A 15,182-nucleotide genomic window follows, 5' to 3' on the forward strand; every position below is an offset into this window, starting at 1 on the left:
GGCCGCCGCCCTGCGCGCCCGCGCCGGGCGGGGCGCCGGCCGTGCCGGCACCGGGGAGCGCCGCGGCGCCGTCCTGCGTCGGCGCCGTGCCGGCATCCGCATCCGCCTCGGCCTTGCCCGTCCCGGTCGCGGCGCCGCCCTCGGACAGCGCGGCGACGAGGGCCAGCAGGGAGGCGGACGGGCTCGAACCCGCCGTCTGCGCGGCGGGCTCTGTCTTCTGCTGTAGCGCCGCGGCGTCGGCGACGGCCTCGGGAGTCGCCGTGCCGGCCGGGTCGGAGGTCGGATCCTGTCCGGCCGCGACGGCTTCGGACCTCTGCTGCCCGGCGGTGTCCGCCCGGCCCGTCTCGGCGCCGCGCGCCGCGCCCGCCTGTCGAGCTCCGGCGCGCGCACCCGCGGCCGAGGGCTGCCCCTCTGCCTGCCAAGCCCCTGCCGTCGGACCCGGCGAATCCGCCGCCTTGGCGAGGTCGGCCTTCTTGTCCGCGGCCCGGGCCTCGGTCTGAAGTGTCGCATCCCGCGCGCGGTCACTGGCGACCCGCGCGGCGTCCGCCTGATCGCGCAGATCGGCCTGACGGGCGCGGGCCGAGTCGGCGACGTCGCGCTGATCGGCGGCGCGGGCTCGCGCCGCCGCCGCGTCGTCGCGGGCCTGGGCGGCGCTCAAGGCGGCGCCGAAGCGGTCCTGCGCGGAATTGCCGGCCCGGGCCGCGACGCCCGCGGCTTCCCAGCCCGAACGCTGCCCCTGCGCGGCCCGCGCGGACGGGATCCACGTGGTGACATCCAACCGATCCGCCGCGCCGCTTGCCATACCGGACTCCTCTGAGCCGCTCCGCAGCAAGGCGCGCGCCACCGAACCGTCCGGCTAAGTTCCTGACATTGCTCGCTCTCTTCCCTCGGCGCGCGGGGCCTGCCCGATCGAACCTGCCGCCCGCCCGGCAGGATCTGCCCAGTGTCCGGCCCGCCCGCCCTGGAAAGCCGGGCGGAGTCCCGCTATAGACGGCCCGTGCAGCCAGGAAGCTTCCGGGCCGGCGGCTGCGGACCCTCGCGATGAACGCCCTCGATCTTCCCAGAGCCCCCCACGAGACGCGCGTCGTCGTCGCCATGTCCGGCGGCGTCGATTCCTCCGTGGTCGCGGGCCTGCTGAAGCGGCAGGGCTTCGACGTGGTCGGCGTGACGCTCCAGCTCTACGACCACGGCGCGGCGAGCCACCGCAAGGGCGCCTGCTGCGCCGGCCAGGACATCCACGATGCCCGGGCGGCGGCGGAGCATCTCGGCATCCCGCACTACGTGCTCGACTACGAGGATCGCTTCCGCGACGAGGTCATCGAGAAGTTCGCCGAGAGCTACCTCGCGGGCGAGACGCCGATCCCCTGCGTCGAGTGCAACCGCACGGTGAAGTTCCGCGACCTGCTGGGCCTCGCCCGCGACCTCGACGCCGACGCGCTCGCCACCGGCCACTACGTGGCCAGCCGGGCGCTTCCGGGCGGCGGCCGGGCGCTCCACCGCGCCCTCGACCCGGCCCGCGACCAGAGCTACTTCCTCTACGCGACCACGGCGGAGCAGCTGGACTTCCTGCGCTTCCCCTTGGGCGAGATGGAGAAGACCGAGACCCGCGCGCTCGCGAAGGATCTCGGCCTGTCGCTCGCCGAGAAGCCGGACAGCCAGGACATCTGCTTCGTGCCGCAGGGCCGGTACAGCGACGTGATCGCGCGTCTGCGCCCCGACGCGGCGCGGCCCGGCGAGATCGTCGACCTCGCAGGCCACGTTCTCGGCCGGCACGACGGGATCGTGCATTACACGGTGGGCCAGCGGAAGGGCCTCGGACTGTCCGGGCCCGAGCCGCTCTACGTCGTGCGGCTGGAGCCGGACTCGGCCCGGGTGGTGGTCGGGCCGCGCACGGCGCTGGCCACCACCCGGATCCGCCTCTCGGACCTCAACTGGCTCGGCGAGGGGCCGGCGGCGTCCATACGCGACCTGCCGGTGGCGGTCCGCGTGCGCTCGACCCGGCCGCCGCGCCCGGCAACGCTGACGGTCGGGCCGGACGGCGCGGCCGAGGTCGTGCTCGCCGAGCCCGAGGACGGCGTGTCGCCGGGGCAGGCCTGCGCGATCTACGCGGATGACGGCCCCCGGGCCCGGGTCCTGGGCGGCGGCACCATCCGGCGTGTCGACGCGTTGTCGGCCCGGCCCCGCGAGGCCGCCTGATCTCAACCTCTGGAACCTTCGAACGATGCTGAGCGAGCCGCAGATGGCCGGGCCGAGCACGGCCCTGATGCGCAAGGCCTATGCCCGCTGGGCCCCCGTCTACGACGTGGTCTACGACAAGCTCACCGAGCCCGCCGCCCGCGCGGCCGTCGAGGCTGCCGCCGAGCACGGACCGCGGATCCTGGAGGCCGGCGTCGGCACCGGGCTGGCGCTGGGATACTACCCGAAGGCCAGCTTCGTCTGCGGCGTCGACCTGTCCGAGGACATGCTCAAGCGCGCGCGCGCCAAGGTCCGGCGCCGGAATCTGGCCCACGTGAAGGGGCTCCAGGTGATGGACGTCTGCCATCTGGGCTACGCCGACGCGAGCTTCGACGCCGTCGTGGCGCAGTTCCTGATCACCCTGGTGCCCGACCCCGAGGCCGCCATGTCGGAGTTCCTGCGGGTGGTGCGCCCCGGCGGCGGCATCGTGCTCGCCAACCATTTCGGCCAGAGCGACGGGCCTCTGGCCCGGGTCGAGGAGGTCGTGGCACCGCTCTGCACGAAGATCGGCTGGTCGTCGGACTTCAAGGCGACCCGGATCGAGGCCTGGGCGCGGCGCAACGGCGTCGAGGTCCTGGGGCTGAAGCCGACCTTCCCGGGCGGGTTCTTCAAGATCCTGCGGATGCGCAAGCCCGGGTGAGCGGGACCGGCAACGCGCCCGTCGCCGAGGGCCGCGCCGGCCTCCGCGAGGGACGCTGGAAGCGTATGCGGCGCTGGCTCCCGCTCGTGCTCCTTCTGACGGTGTCGGCGGTGGTCCTGGTCTCGGGGGCCGCACAGCTCCTCAGCCTCGATCGGCTGCTCGCGTCGCGTCTCTGGCTGCGCGGCTTCGTCGAGGCCGGCTATCTCCGCGCGCTGGTCGCGGCCTACTGCCTCTATGTCGGTGCCGTCGTCGTGTCGGTGCCGGCCACGCTGATCCTGACGATGGTCTGCGGTTTCCTGTTCGGCATCGTGCCGGGGGCGCTCACCGCGGTCTGTGCCGCCACCACCGGGGCGGCCATCGTGTTCGCCATCGGCCGCGGGCCGGGCGCCGACCTGCTGCGGCGCATGGGCGGCACGCGCCTCGCCGGGCTGGCCGAGGGCTTCCGGCGCGACGCCTTCGGCTACATCGCGGTGCTGCGCCTCCTGCCGCTCTTCCCGTTCTGGGTGACCAACCTCGCCCCCGCCGCCTTCGGGGTGAAGATGCGGGTCTTCGTCCTCGCGACGTTCCTGGGGCTGCTCCCGGGCGCGCTCGTGTACGCGACCACGGGCGCGGGCATCGAGGACGTCGTCGCCACCCACGCGGCCGCCAGGGCGGCCTGCCTCGCGGTGGGGGCGGGCGGCTGCGACGAGGCCCTGACCCTCCGTGCCCTGGTCACGCCCAAGATGGTGGCGGGTCTCGCGATGCTGGCCGTCTTCGCCCTGGTCAGCATGCTGCTGAGCCGGCGCGTCCGGCGCGGCTGAACGGCGGCGCCGCGATACGCGATCCGCCGCCGGCCCCGCTTTTCCCGTGCCCGACGGCCCATGGATCCGCCTGGGGGTGGATATCGTATAGTGCTCGCCGCCGAGAGCCTGTATTCCCGCCTGCGAATCTGTGGCTTGCGAACATGTATCCCGCGAAGGCCGGACCCGGCTCGAGCTTTCTCAATCCTCTCTCCGCCGATCCTCATCCGCGATGCCCGCCCGGAGCGTGACCGGCGTGTCCCTCGAGTCCGATCAGGCCGCGGCGCCGGCAGAGCCGGCGCCCGCTCCGGCCCGCGACCTGTCCGAGCGGCGCACGGCGCGCCTCGGGCTGTCCGGGCGGCTGTTCCTCGTCACCGTCGCGTTCGTGGTGGTGGCCGAGGTGCTGACCTACGTGCCGGCGGTGGCCAATTACCGGATCGAGTGGATGTCCGACCGCTTGGCGGCCGCGCAGGTCGCCGCCCTGGTCCTCGATGGCCGGACCGGCGAGCCGGTCTCCGAGCCGCTCGAGAGCCGGCTCCTGGCCGGCGTGAACGCCCGGGCCATCGCGGTCCGCGGGGGCGGCGCCCAGCGTCTGCTCGCCATCGAGCCGATGCCCGAACAGGTCGCCGATACGGTCGACCTGCGCGACGTCACGGCCCTCTCGGCGATCCGGGGCGCGTGGCGCACTCTCGTGGCGCCGGTCCACGAGCCGATCCGCGTGGTCGGTGCGGGCGGGATCGGTTTCGACCGGGTCGAGATCCTGCTCGACGAGGCGCCGCTGCGCACCGCCATGATCGACTACGCGCTGCGCCTGCTGGTCTCCTCGCTGATCATCGCGGCCGCCGCCGCCGGCCTCGTCTTCGTGGTGCTGCAGGTGCTGATCGTGCGGCCGGTGCGGCGGCTCGCCACCAGCATCACGGCCTTCGCGGACGATCCGGAGGATGCCGGGCGGATCATCGCGCCGTCCCGCCGGAGCGACGAGATCGGCCAGGCCGAGCGGGCGCTCGGGCGGATGCAGCGCAGCCTCGCCGACCAGCTCCGGCAGAAGCGGCGGCTCGCCGAACTCGGTCTCGCGGTCAGCAAGATCAGCCACGAGCTGCGCAACCTGCTGACCGGCGCGCAGCTCCTGGGCGACCGCCTGGAGGGTACCGAAGATCCGACGGTGCAGCGCGTCGCACCCCGCCTCGTCGGGACGCTGGCCCGCGCGATCCGCTTCTGCGAGGCGACCCTCGCCTACGGGCGCGTCTCCGAGCGGACGCCGCTCCTGACCAGTACGCCGCTGGCGCCGATCTTCGCTGAGCTTCCGGATCTCGCCGCCCTGGCGGCGCATCCGGTCTCCGTCCAGGTCGCGGCAGGCGATCTCTCCGTGCAGGCCGATCCGGAGCAGCTGGGGCGGGCGCTGGCCAACCTCGTGCGCAACGCCGTGCAGGCGCTGGACGGCGCGGCCGTGCCGGAGGCCACCGTGCGGGTGGTCGCCTCGCGCACGGCGTCGGGCCGGATCACGATCCTCGTCACCGACAACGGCCCCGGTCTCCCGACCCGCGCCCGGGAGAACCTGTTCGCGCCGTTCCAGGGCTCCATGCGGTCCGGCGGCACCGGTCTCGGGCTGCCGATCGCCGCCGAGCTGATCGGGATCAACGGCGGTACCCTTACCCTCGATGCCTGCGAGAACGAGGGGATGAGCGGCGCGCGCTTCCGGATCGTGCTGCCGGAGGCCTGACGGGGCCGTCCCCGGGCGGGCGTCACCACGGCGATCGCGCGCGACGGGTCGAACCGGAGCGGCGCGACGCGGGCCGGCGTCGCCGCCTCTACTCGGCCGCCGCCCGGACGGGCTCGCCGACCCGGATGCCGAGATCGGCGAGCAGCGCCGCGTCGTCGTCCTGCCCGTTGTTGGCGGTGGTGAGCAGCCGCTCGCCGTAGAAGATCGAGTTGGCGCCGGCGAGGAAGCACAGCACCTGGGCCTCGCGGGTGAGGCTCTTGCGGCCGGCGCTGAGCCGCACGCGGGAGCGCGGCATCACGATCCGCGCGGTGGCGCACATGCGCACGAGATCGAACGGATCGACCGGCGGCTGGTCCTCCAGCGGGGTGCCGGGCACCGCCACGAGGGCGTTGATCGGCACGCTCTCCGGATGGGGGGCGTGGTTGGAGAGAACCTGGAGCATCGCGGCGCGGTCGGTGACACCTTCGCCCATCCCGACGATGCCGCCGCAGCACACGCCGATCCCGGCCTCGCGGACGTTCGCGAGGGTCTGCAGACGCTCGTCGTAGGTCCGGGTGGAGATGATGTCCTCGTAGAAATCCGGGCCGGTATCGAGGTTGTGGTTGTAGGAGGTCAACCCGGCCTCGGCGAGGCGCCCGGCCTGCGCGGGCGTGAGCATCCCGAGCGTCACGCAGGCTTCCATGCCGAGGCCGCGCACGCCGCGCACCATGGCGAGCACCGCGTCGAATTCCGGGCCGTCCTTCGGCTGGCGCCACGCGGCGCCCATGCAGAAGCGCTGGGCGCCGGCGGCCTTCGCGGCGGCCGCCTCGGCCAGGACCGTCTCCACCGGCATCAGCCGCTCGCGGGCGACGCCCGCGCCCTTGTGATGGGCCGATTGCGGACAGTAGGCGCAATCCTCCGGGCAGCCGCCGGTCTTGATCGACAGGAGCGCGGCCCGCTGGATGTCGGCGGGGTCGTTGTGGCGGCGATGCACCTGCGCGGCCCGGAAGACGAGATCCATCAGCGGCAGGTCGTGGATCGCGCGGATCTCCGCAACGCTCCAGTCGTGGCGGATGTCGCCGAGGTCGGGCTGCTGGGAACCGGGAAGGGAAGTCGCGCTCATCCGGTGTTTGAGCCGGATCGGCGGCCAGAAATCAAGCGGGCCGCGCGGTGGAAGTCCCGGCCGATGGGTCGGTCTGGACGATCATGCCGTACCAGCCCAGCCCGCGATAGGTCTCGTAGCCCGGTGTCCGATGGAACGCCGTGACCGTGCCCGTCCGCGGATCCAGCACGACTCCGCTCGTCCGGTCCTCCATCCGGCAGGACACCCGCTCGGTCAGGAGCCCGGCCTGATCCGAGGCGGCGAGCACCCGGCCGCCGGCATCGACCAGCAGCGCGCGGGTGCGGTCCCGATCCTCCGGCGCGACGCGGATCCCCGAAACGATGGCGTGGGCCTGCGGCGCCCAGTCGAAATGGATCGCCAGGACACCGAGCGGGGCTCCGTTCGCCCGGCCGTCCGACCGCACGCTGGCCGCGTAGGTGGCCACCTGGGCGCCGCCCAGCGCATCCTCCCGACGCACGTCGGCGCAGACGAACGCGTCCCCGCTCTGCAGGGCGAGCGCGTCCCGGAACCACGCTTCCCCCGCGACGCTCCGGCCCTGCAGGCCGGGGTAGCGATCGCCGCGGCCGGTCGCGAGGATCCGGCCGTCCAGGCCGCAGATCCAGAGATCCAGATAAACCGTGTAGGCCGAGAGGATGATGCCGAGGCGCTCGCCCGCGAAGGCCGCCGCGGCCGGGCCGGGATCGGCCGCGCAGGCGACGACGGCGGCGTCGGTCGCCCACCAGCGCACGTCGCAGGTCCGCTCGTAGAGGTTGCGATCGATCAGCTCGACAGCGTTGAGCGCGAGATCGACCAGGCGTTCCCCCTGGACGCGGCCCGCCATCGTCTCGACGGTGCGCTGCAGCTCGACGATGCGGCCGGCCAAGTGAAGTTCAAGCTCGCCGGCGATGACGTCCACGGATTCGCCGAGGGCGCGCACCTCCTGAGCGACGACCGCGAAGCCGCGTCCCTGATCTCCGGCCCGTGCGGCCTCGATGAGGGCGTTGAGGGCGAGGATCTTGGTCTGCGCCGTGATCCGCCGGATCCGGCCGGTCTTCTCCTGAGCCGCCTGCTTCACGGCATCGGCCAGGATCTCGATCGATCTGAGCGTCGGCGGCTCGTGGCCCGGTCCGGAGATGCCGTTCCTCGGAAAATCAATTGTCGAAGTCATGTCTGGCCCGATCGGCGGTGCGGGCATTTTACAGGTATAATATAACGCTGCCTTAATTGATCAAAACTCGCGATCTAACTTGCAATATGAAAATCGGTCCAGAATTCAATCGAAGGTATATAGACGCCCCGTCCGGCCCCGGTATCGGGCAATCACCGGTATCGCTGAGGTGTCGCGGAGACCGCGCCGCCGCCGGCGCATGGGCGGCGGCGCGACGTGTCAGTGAGTCGGCTCGCCGGCCGAGACCTTGGCGGTCCAGTCGTCGAAGGCGATGACCTTCTGGCGCTGCTCGCCGAGCCGGTCGATGCGCAGGACCATCTCGTCACCGGCCTTGAGGTAGCGCGGCGGCTTCATGCCGAGGCCGACGCCCGGCGGCGTGCCGGTGGTGATCACGTCGCCGGGCTCCAGAAGCATGAAGTGCGACGCGTAGGCGACGAGCTGGGGAACGTCGAAGATCATCGTGGCGGTCGAGCCGGTCTGACGGCGCTCGCCGTTCACGTCGAGGCTCATGGCGAGGTTCTTCAGGTCGGGAATCTCGTCGAGGGTCACCAGCCAGGGCCCGAGGGGGCCGAAGGTCGGGGCGCTCTTGCCTTTGGTCCAGGTCGGACCGCGGTTCATCTGCCACTCGCGCTCGGAGACGTCGTTGCAGATGCAGGCACCCGCCACGTAGCTCAGCGCCTCGTTGGCGTGGACGTAGCTGGCCCGCCGACCGATCACCACGGCGAGCTCCACCTCCCAGTCGGTGCTGTGCGATCCCTTCGGGATGATGACGGTGTCGTTCGGCCCGCAGAGGCTGGACGGAGCCTTGTTGAAGATGATCGGCTCCGCGGGGATCGGCGAGCCCGTCTCTTCGGCGTGGTCGGCGAAGTTCAGGCCGATGGCGACGACGTTCCGGGTGCCGCCGACGCAGGGGCCGAGGCGCACGTCCGGCGACAGCTTCGGCAGGGTCTCGGGATCCAGGGCGCGCAGACGCGCCAGGGAGTCGGGCGCGAGGGCCGGCCCGGCGATGTCGCGCACGATGCCCGACAGGTCGCGCAGCCCCCCGCTGGCATCCACGAGGCCGGGCTTCTCGTCGCCGCTCGGGCCGTGCCGGAAGAGCTTCATGGTCGCACTCCTCATCCTTCCCTGTACCGGTCTGCGCCGGACGCCGGGACCATGGCCGGGCCTCGATCCGGGTGCAAGGCCGGCCGCGGCTGCGGGTCCGCCCGCCGGGTGTCGCAGCCGGGCCACAGGACGGCGGAAAAATGCTGGGTCGACCGCGTCTGGATTTATTGTTCCTAACGTCGTCTCGGCAGGGCAGCTCGAATCAAGACTGAAAAGCGCCGCTGATTCCGCGATTTGGCGCGTGAAGTCGCCATTTACCGGCGCTGCTCTACTGCTATTCCACTCGGTGCCGAAAATGATCGGGGTCATTGCGATTCTGCCCCTTAAGCCGGCACCATGCACGAAAGGTCGCCGCATAACGGGTCTCGAATAATCGACGGCGCCCAGCAGAACGAGAAGGCTTGGGGGAACAGATGGGCGGGACGGTTCGCGCTGCGATGCTGGCGGCGACGGCGGTGATCCTCGGCGCCGGGCAGGTGCAGGCGGGGGCGTTCGGGATCCGGGAGCAGAGCACCGAGGCCCAGGGGCTGGCCTTCGCGGGCGCGGCGTCGGGATCGGGCGGCGTCTCGTCGATGTTCTGGAATCCCGCGACGATCACGATGAACCCGGGCTTCGTCGCGGAGCAGAACTTCACCTTCATCGGCCTGTCCTCGACGATCCGTCCGGATGCCGGCACCAATCCGGGCTTCGCGCGGCTGGGCGGCTCCGGCGATATCGGCCAGGGCGCGGTCGTGCCGGCGGGCGCCACCTCCTACCAGCTCAACGACCGCCTCTGGCTCGGCCTCTCCACCGGAGCCCCGTTCGGCCTCGTGACCAAGCCGCGCGACGTGTGGGCGGGCGAGGTCTACGGACGCTCGTCGCGGATCTTCTCGCTGGCGATCAACCCGGTCATCGGCTTCAAGGTCAACGAGTGGCTCTCGATCGCGGCGGGCCCGAACATCGAGTATTTCCGCCTGACCCTGCGGCAGGCGCTGCCGATTCCCGGCATCCTGCCGACCTCGTATCCGAGTTCCTTCCTCAAGGGCGAATCCTGGGGCGCGGGCTTCACCGCCGGCGCCACGCTGACGCCCCGCGACGGGACCGTGCTGGGCATCGGCTACCGCTCCTCTGTGCACCACGACATCGACGGTTCGATCGGCGTGCCGCTCGTCGCCCTGGCCCCGCTCGCCGGTCAGGTCCGTGCCAAGCTCAACACCCCCGACAAGCTCAGCGTCGGCCTGACCCAGGCGGTCTCGCCGGTGGCGCGGGTGAATCTCGGCTTCGAGTGGGACAACTGGTCGAGGCTCGGCACCATCGGCATCGTGTCGAAGACGATCGGCCTGCCGGTGAACAACCTGCCGCTCAACTACAAGGACGGGTTCACCTACGCGATCGGCGCCGAGTACGACGCGTCCCCGAACCTGACGCTGCGGACCGGCTTCGCCTACGAGACCTCGCCCATCGACTTCCGGAATCGCTCGGTGCGCCTGCCGGACGGCGACCGGTACAACGTCTCGGTCGGCGCCAGCTACCGCTGGAGCCAGCAGCTGACGCTGAACCTCGCCTACTCGCACTTCTTCCTGGACCGGTCGCGGATCCTCGCGGGCATCGGCCGCGACTACAACATCAGCAACATCGCCTTCGCGGGCGTGGTGGATTCCAGCGCCGACATCGTCTCGGTCGGCTTCCGCTACGTCTTCGGCGCGCCGCCGGCCCCGGCTCCGGCGCCGCTCGTGCGGAAGTACTGACAGCCAGCTCTGCTCGCGCGCCTCGCTGCCGCCGCCTCGGTGACCGCAGCGAGGTGACCCGGGGTCGCGCCGCGCGGACGGGTGCCGCGCTGCCTGGGTCGCATCGTTCCGCTCGCAATGACGGGGCGGCTCCGTGGGCGTCGCGGCCGGTCACCCAGTCGATCCGCGTGCGTCGTGCGCCTCAGGCGCGCATCCGCACGTAGGTGCCGGGCGCCGGGCCCAGCGACTGCAGCGCCTCGCCGCCCGGCTGCCGGGCGGGCACCCGCTCCGGCGCCTGCGCCTCGATCCACTGGAACCAGTAGGGCCACCACGAGCCCTTGGTCTCGACCGCGGCCCTGATCCACTCCTCCAGCGTCCCCTTCACGGGTCCGCCGGTCCAGTAGCCGTATTTCGGCTTGGACGGCGGGTTGATCACGCCCGCGATGTGGCCCGAGCCCGCGAGCACGAAGTCGACCTTCCCGCCGAACACCTTCGAGCCCTCGAAGACCGACAGTGCCGGCGCGATGTGGTCCTCGCGGGTGGCGAGATTGAAGATCGGCACCTGAACCTTCTTGAGGTCGAGGCGGACGTTGCCGAGCACCATCCGTCCCTGCGCCAGCGTGTTGTCGAGGTAGCAGTTGCGCAGGTAGAACGAGTGGTTGGCCGCCGGCATCCGGGTGGCGTCGGAGTTCCAGTACAGCAGGTCGAAGGCTGAGGGTGCCTTGCCCTTGATGTAGTTGTTCACGACGTAGGGCCAGATCAGGTCGTTCGGCCGGAGCATGTTGAAGGCGTTCGCCATCCGGGCGCCCTCCAGGTAGCCCTGCTCGGCCATGCGCGCCTCGACCTGGCGGATCTGCTCCTCGTCGGCAAAGACCTTCAGGTCGCCCGCGTGGGTGAAGTCGACCTGGGTGGTGAGCAGCGTCGCGCTCTTGATCCGCCGGTTGCCGGTGGCGGCCTGCATGGCGAGCGTCACCGCGAGCAGCGTGCCGCCGACGCAGTAGCCCGCCGCCGTGACCTCGCTCTCGCCGGTGGCGACGCCGATCGCGTCAATGGCCGCCTCGATCCCTTCCCGCATGTAGGACTCGAAGTCCTTGTCGGCGTGGCGGGAATCGGGATTGACCCAGGAGATGCAGAAGACCGTCAGGCCCTGGTCGACCATCCACTTCAGGAAGCTCTTCTGCGGATTGAGATCGAGGATGTAGAACTTGTTGATCCAGGGCGGGACCATCAGGAACGGGCGGCGCAGCACGGTCTCGGTGCTGGGCGCGTACTGGATCAGCTCGATCAGGTCGTTGCGGAACACCACCTCGCCGGGGGTGACCGCCATGTTGCGCCCGACCTCGAACCCGCTCGGGTCGGTCTGGCGCACGCGCAGCTGCCCGCCGCCGGCCGCCAGATCCTCCTCGTACATCTTGAGGCCGCGGACGAGGTTGGCGCCGTTCTCCTGCAGGGTGTGGCGGATCAACTCCGGATTGGTCGGCAGGAAGTTCGAGGGCGACAGCATGCTGGTGAGCTGGCGCAGGTAGAACTGCGCCTTGTGACGCGTGTGCGCGTCGAGCCCCTCGGCCTCGTCCACGAGGCTCTCGGCCCAGCGGGTGGCCAGCAGGTAGGCCTGCTTGAGGAAGTCGAAATACGGGTTGGTCGACCACTCGGCATGGGCGAAGCGCGCGTCCCGGGGCTCGGGCAGCGCCACCGGATCGGCGGGCTGGCCCTGCAGGCGCAGGTAGGTCGAGCCCCAGAGCGACAGGAAGGCCTGCGACAGGCGCGCCTGCGCCTCGGCGCTGCGGTTCGGATCGGCGAGCCAGGCCTCGGCCACCTGACCGAGCACCTTGACCGCCTCGTTCATCTCGCTGCCGGGCGCGCCCGCCTGGCCCTCGGGTCCGAGGAGGCGGGCGACGTTGCGTCCCATCGCCTCGACGAACTGTCCGGCATTGCGGGAGAGCGCCTCGATATCCGGCATCGGGGCGACCGTGCCGTCCGGCATCGCGCCGTTCGAGACCGACTTCGGTGGGGCGGTCCGATCCGGCGCCTGCGGGCTCGTCAAACGTGCCTCCCTGTGCTTCATCTGTTGACCCGATGGCGCGGGCCTCGTTTCCGACAAAATAGGGAGCGAGCCAGAGTTTTCGCCAGCCCGGCTCTGGACGTCGTCGAAACATCCGGCCGATCTTTTCATACGCATGTGACGATGGATCGTGCCATTTTGAACCCCGCCGTCAGCCCGCGCCGCGCCGGCCCGCTGCGCTGCCTGACGCGCGCGGCCGGACTGGGCGTGCTGGTCGGCGCGCTCGGCGCCTGCTCGGGCGACGTCGTCCGCTCCCTGGCCTCGGATGCAGGCTACGGGCCGCGGGTCGTCGCGGCCCCGGATTTCGTCACGGACACGCGCAGCAAGGTGCAGCCCGACTTCATGCCGGTCGGCGTCGACGCGCCGAAGCGGCCGGTCCGGGCCAAGTCGGTCACGGGTCAGAAGGCGCTGGAGGCGGAGCTGGAGGGCGCCCGCGGCCGCAACGAGGCCCGGGGACGGGCCGCCGCCAGCGCCGGGCGGGGCGCGGCCGCCACCATCAAGCCGGCCCCGGCGGCGTCGCAGTAGCGGTCTTTTTTCAGGGTCGGCGGCGGCCCGCAACTCTGGTAGAGCACGTGGTTCGCCCGACCGGCCCAGACGAGAGACGCCGGACCCGGGACGCGCCGATGGACACGCCCATGACCGACTTCCACCGCATCAAGCGACTGCCGCCCTACGTCTTCGAGCAGGTCAACCGGATCAAGGCCGCCGCCCGAGCTCAGGGCGCCGACATCATCGATCTCGGCATGGGCAACCCGGATCTGGACGCCCCGAAGCACGTGATCGCCAAGCTGTGCGAGACGGCCGGGCGGCCGCGCACGGATCGCTACTCGGCCTCCAAGGGCATCGCCGGTCTGCGCAAGGCCCAGGCAGGCTATTACCAGCGGCGCTTCGGCGTGACCCTGAACCCCGACACCCAGGTCGTGGCGACCCTCGGGTCGAAGGAAGGGTTCGCCAACATGGCCCAGGCGATCACCGCGCCGGGCGACGTCGTGCTGGTCCCGAATCCGAGCTACCCGATCCACGCCTTCGGCTTCCTGATGGCCGGCGGCGTCATCCGCTCCGTGCCGGCCGAGCCGACCCCGGCGATGTTCCCCGCCCTGGAGCGGGCCATGCGCCACTCGATCCCGAAGCCGGTGGCGCTGGTCGTGTGCTACCCGTCGAACCCGACCGCCTACGTGGCGAGCCTCGACTTCTACCGGGACCTCGTGGCCTTCGCGAAGCAGCACGAGCTGATCCTGCTGTCGGATCTCGCCTACGCGGAGGTCTACTTCGACGACAACCCGCCGCCCTCCGTGCTGCAGGTGCCCGGCGCCATCGACTGCACGGTGGAGTTCACCTCGCTGTCGAAGACCTACTCGATGGCCGGCTGGCGGATGGGCTTCGCGGTGGGCAACGAGCGCCTGCTCGCGGCGCTCACCCGGGTGAAATCCTACCTCGATTACGGCGCCTTCACGCCGATCCAGGTCGCCGCGACCGCCGCCCTCAACGGGCCGGACGACTGCATCCACGAGATGCGCAGCATCTACCGGAAGCGCCGCGACGCGCTGGTCGAGTCCTTCGGCAAGGCCGGCTGGACCATCCCGTCGCCCGCCTCCTCGATGTTCGCCTGGGTGCCGATCCCCGAGCGCTACCGGGAGCTGGGCAGCCTCGAGTTCTCCAAGCTGCTCCTGGAGAAGTCCGACGTGGCGGTCGCGCCCGGCATCGGCTTCGGCGAGTTCGGCGACGAGTACGTCCGCATCGCCCTCGTCGAGAACGAGCAGCGCATCCGACAGGCGGCGCGCAATATCCGCCGGTTCTTCGACGCCACCGACAAGACGCTGCACAACGTCCTGCCGATGGCCCGGACCGGCTAGGCCGGCCCGCGCAAATTGTTGCCGCGGGGCGACAGGCGCCGTCAAAGGTGTCGGCGCCCCGCTCCGGCGCTTGTCAGGGCCGGGCGCGATGGCCAGGGTCAGGTGCGGGGGTCTTCCCGCGTCCCGAGTGTCGCATGCGCCGCCTGAATCTGATCGCCGCCCTGCTGCTCGCCGCCGCGGCCTCGGCCTGCGCGCCGAACCCGATCATCGCCCGGGATCCGATCCCCGCGCCGGGACCGGCGGACGTGTACGCGTGCGACTCGAAGCCGTTGCCGGTGAACGCCTTCATGACGGATTGCCGCCCCGTTCCGGCGAGCCCGCAGGTCGTGCTGCGCGCGCGGGGCTGATACCGCCCGGGATTTCGGTAACCGGTCGCTCGGATGCGCCGGACAGGCCGCCCGCGATCAGCTAGACTGTAGGCCAGATGCCGGCTCGTCCGGCCCCCTGACGGAGCATCGCGTGAGCACCAAGACCCTGATCGCCGCCGGATTGCTCGCCCTCCTGGCGGGGCAGGGCGCCTCGGCCTCCGACGCCGCCTACCCGCCGGCGCCCTACCAGCCCCGCGCCTTCGTGTTCACCGCCCCGAACGGCCCGACGGTGCTGCAGACCGAGGGCTGCTGCCAGGTCGTGGTGCCGCCGGGCCGGCCCGATCTCGCCCAGCCCGCGGTGCCGGTGGCCGAGGTGATGAACGGCGGCGGCTTCGGCTACACCGGGTTCGACTACTACAACGACCAGATCACCGAGGGGCGGTTCGGCGCGCGCAAGCGGCCGAAGGAGTACGTGATCGCCCCGTCCTACATCGTGCCGCCGCGCTACTGAGACGCCTCGCTTCCT

13 protein-coding genes and 1 pseudogene are annotated in these 15,182 nt (G+C 71.5%); 9 read left to right on the forward strand and 5 right to left on the reverse strand.

From position 1 onward, the window contains the following. Nucleotides 1–802, reverse strand: a pseudogene (locus ACLBXO_RS20820) (flagellar hook-length control protein FliK); the annotation flags it as partial. A 239-nt stretch (nucleotides 803–1,041) separates the two neighbouring features. On the opposite strand from ACLBXO_RS20820, the gene mnmA reads away from it, so the two are divergent. The 4 genes from mnmA (at nucleotide 1,042) to ACLBXO_RS20840 (ending at nucleotide 5,374) form a co-directional block, all read left to right on the forward strand. After that, nucleotides 1,042–2,196 (forward strand): tRNA 2-thiouridine(34) synthase MnmA, encoded by a 1,155-nt coding sequence (gene mnmA, locus ACLBXO_RS20825; protein ID WP_447686537.1) that lies wholly within the window; start codon nucleotides 1,042–1,044, stop codon nucleotides 2,194–2,196. A gap of 25 nt (nucleotides 2,197–2,221) precedes the next feature. Next, entirely contained in the window at nucleotides 2,222–2,875 is a 654-nt protein-coding gene (locus ACLBXO_RS20830) for a class I SAM-dependent methyltransferase (protein ID WP_056531444.1), read from the forward strand. After that, on the forward strand, nucleotides 2,872–3,675 hold the full coding sequence (locus tag ACLBXO_RS20835) for a TVP38/TMEM64 family protein (protein WP_447686538.1): 804 nt from the start codon (nucleotides 2,872–2,874) through the stop codon (nucleotides 3,673–3,675). The genes ACLBXO_RS20830 and ACLBXO_RS20835 overlap by 4 nt, the downstream gene beginning before the upstream one ends. Nucleotides 3,676–3,886: 211 nt before the next feature. Continuing rightward, nucleotides 3,887–5,374, forward strand: a complete 1,488-nt coding sequence (locus tag ACLBXO_RS20840; protein WP_331315411.1) for a sensor histidine kinase — start codon at nucleotides 3,887–3,889, stop codon at nucleotides 5,372–5,374. Nucleotides 5,375–5,462: 88 nt separating this feature from the next. Here the strand turns inward: ACLBXO_RS20840 and bioB are convergent, their stop codons facing one another. The 3 genes from bioB to ACLBXO_RS20855 form a co-directional block, all read right to left on the reverse strand. After that, nucleotides 5,463–6,476: a biotin synthase BioB gene (bioB, locus tag ACLBXO_RS20845; RefSeq protein ID WP_447686539.1), complete on the reverse strand. Its 1,014-nt coding sequence runs from the start codon at nucleotides 6,474–6,476 to the stop codon at nucleotides 5,463–5,465. A gap of 31 nt (nucleotides 6,477–6,507) precedes the next feature. Further along, nucleotides 6,508–7,650, reverse strand: a complete 1,143-nt coding sequence (locus ACLBXO_RS20850; protein WP_447686540.1) for a methyl-accepting chemotaxis protein — start codon at nucleotides 7,648–7,650, stop codon at nucleotides 6,508–6,510. Between the two features lie 192 nt (nucleotides 7,651–7,842). Continuing rightward, nucleotides 7,843–8,727: a fumarylacetoacetate hydrolase family protein gene (locus tag ACLBXO_RS20855; RefSeq protein ID WP_091979324.1), complete on the reverse strand. Its 885-nt coding sequence runs from the start codon at nucleotides 8,725–8,727 to the stop codon at nucleotides 7,843–7,845. Nucleotides 8,728–9,140: 413 nt separating this feature from the next. On the opposite strand from ACLBXO_RS20855, the gene ACLBXO_RS20860 reads away from it, so the two are divergent. Continuing rightward, nucleotides 9,141–10,454 carry an OmpP1/FadL family transporter gene (locus ACLBXO_RS20860; protein WP_447686541.1) on the forward strand — a complete coding sequence of 438 codons (1,314 nt, stop codon included), beginning with the start codon at nucleotides 9,141–9,143 and terminating at the stop codon, nucleotides 10,452–10,454. 181 nt (nucleotides 10,455–10,635) lie between these two features. Here ACLBXO_RS20860 and ACLBXO_RS20865 read toward each other — a convergent pair whose 3' ends face one another. Beyond that, nucleotides 10,636–12,417 (reverse strand): PHA/PHB synthase family protein, encoded by a 1,782-nt coding sequence (locus ACLBXO_RS20865; protein WP_447686581.1) that lies wholly within the window; start codon nucleotides 12,415–12,417, stop codon nucleotides 10,636–10,638. Between the two features lie 201 nt (nucleotides 12,418–12,618). Here ACLBXO_RS20865 and ACLBXO_RS20870 point away from each other — a divergent pair, with 201 nt between their 5' ends. The 4 genes from ACLBXO_RS20870 (at nucleotide 12,619) to ACLBXO_RS20885 (ending at nucleotide 15,167) form a co-directional block, all read left to right on the forward strand. Continuing rightward, the gene (locus ACLBXO_RS20870; RefSeq protein ID WP_447686542.1) at nucleotides 12,619–13,020 is read left to right on the forward strand and encodes a hypothetical protein; all 402 of its coding nucleotides are present in this window, start codon (nucleotides 12,619–12,621) and stop codon (nucleotides 13,018–13,020) included. 110 nt (nucleotides 13,021–13,130) lie between these two features. Next, a complete protein-coding gene (locus tag ACLBXO_RS20875; RefSeq protein WP_447686582.1) occupies nucleotides 13,131–14,348 on the forward strand; it encodes an LL-diaminopimelate aminotransferase in 1,218 nt (405 codons plus the stop codon). Nucleotides 14,349–14,482: 134 nt separating this feature from the next. Beyond that, nucleotides 14,483–14,695 carry a hypothetical protein gene (locus tag ACLBXO_RS20880; protein ID WP_012321979.1) on the forward strand — a complete coding sequence of 71 codons (213 nt, stop codon included), beginning with the start codon at nucleotides 14,483–14,485 and terminating at the stop codon, nucleotides 14,693–14,695. Nucleotides 14,696–14,807: 112 nt separating this feature from the next. After that, nucleotides 14,808–15,167 carry a hypothetical protein gene (locus ACLBXO_RS20885; RefSeq protein ID WP_273561444.1) on the forward strand — a complete coding sequence of 120 codons (360 nt, stop codon included), beginning with the start codon at nucleotides 14,808–14,810 and terminating at the stop codon, nucleotides 15,165–15,167. Nucleotides 15,168–15,182 lie beyond the last annotated feature (15 nt).

The sequence above is a fragment of the Methylobacterium sp. C33D genome (assembly GCF_053345825.1).

Excerpts from the sequence above, each read along its gene's own strand:
- mnmA (WP_447686537.1), top strand. The coding sequence starts at position 1,042 with ATGAACGCCCTCGATCTTCCCAGAGCCCCCCACGAGACGCGCGTCGTC.
- ACLBXO_RS20830 (WP_056531444.1), top strand. The coding sequence starts at position 2,222 with ATGCTGAGCGAGCCGCAGATGGCCGGGCCGAGCACGGCCCTGATGCGC.
- ACLBXO_RS20840 (WP_331315411.1), top strand. The coding sequence starts at position 3,887 with ATGCCCGCCCGGAGCGTGACCGGCGTGTCCCTCGAGTCCGATCAGGCC.
- bioB (WP_447686539.1), bottom strand. The coding sequence starts at position 6,476 with ATGAGCGCGACTTCCCTTCCCGGTTCCCAGCAGCCCGACCTCGGCGAC.
- ACLBXO_RS20850 (WP_447686540.1), bottom strand. The coding sequence starts at position 7,650 with ATGCCCGCACCGCCGATCGGGCCAGACATGACTTCGACAATTGATTTT.
- ACLBXO_RS20855 (WP_091979324.1), bottom strand. The coding sequence starts at position 8,727 with ATGAAGCTCTTCCGGCACGGCCCGAGCGGCGACGAGAAGCCCGGCCTC.
- ACLBXO_RS20860 (WP_447686541.1), top strand. The coding sequence starts at position 9,141 with ATGGGCGGGACGGTTCGCGCTGCGATGCTGGCGGCGACGGCGGTGATC.
- ACLBXO_RS20865 (WP_447686581.1), bottom strand. The coding sequence starts at position 12,417 with ATGCCGGACGGCACGGTCGCCCCGATGCCGGATATCGAGGCGCTCTCC.
- ACLBXO_RS20870 (WP_447686542.1), top strand. The coding sequence starts at position 12,619 with ATGGATCGTGCCATTTTGAACCCCGCCGTCAGCCCGCGCCGCGCCGGC.
- ACLBXO_RS20875 (WP_447686582.1), top strand. The coding sequence starts at position 13,131 with ATGACCGACTTCCACCGCATCAAGCGACTGCCGCCCTACGTCTTCGAG.
- ACLBXO_RS20880 (WP_012321979.1), top strand. The coding sequence starts at position 14,483 with ATGCGCCGCCTGAATCTGATCGCCGCCCTGCTGCTCGCCGCCGCGGCC.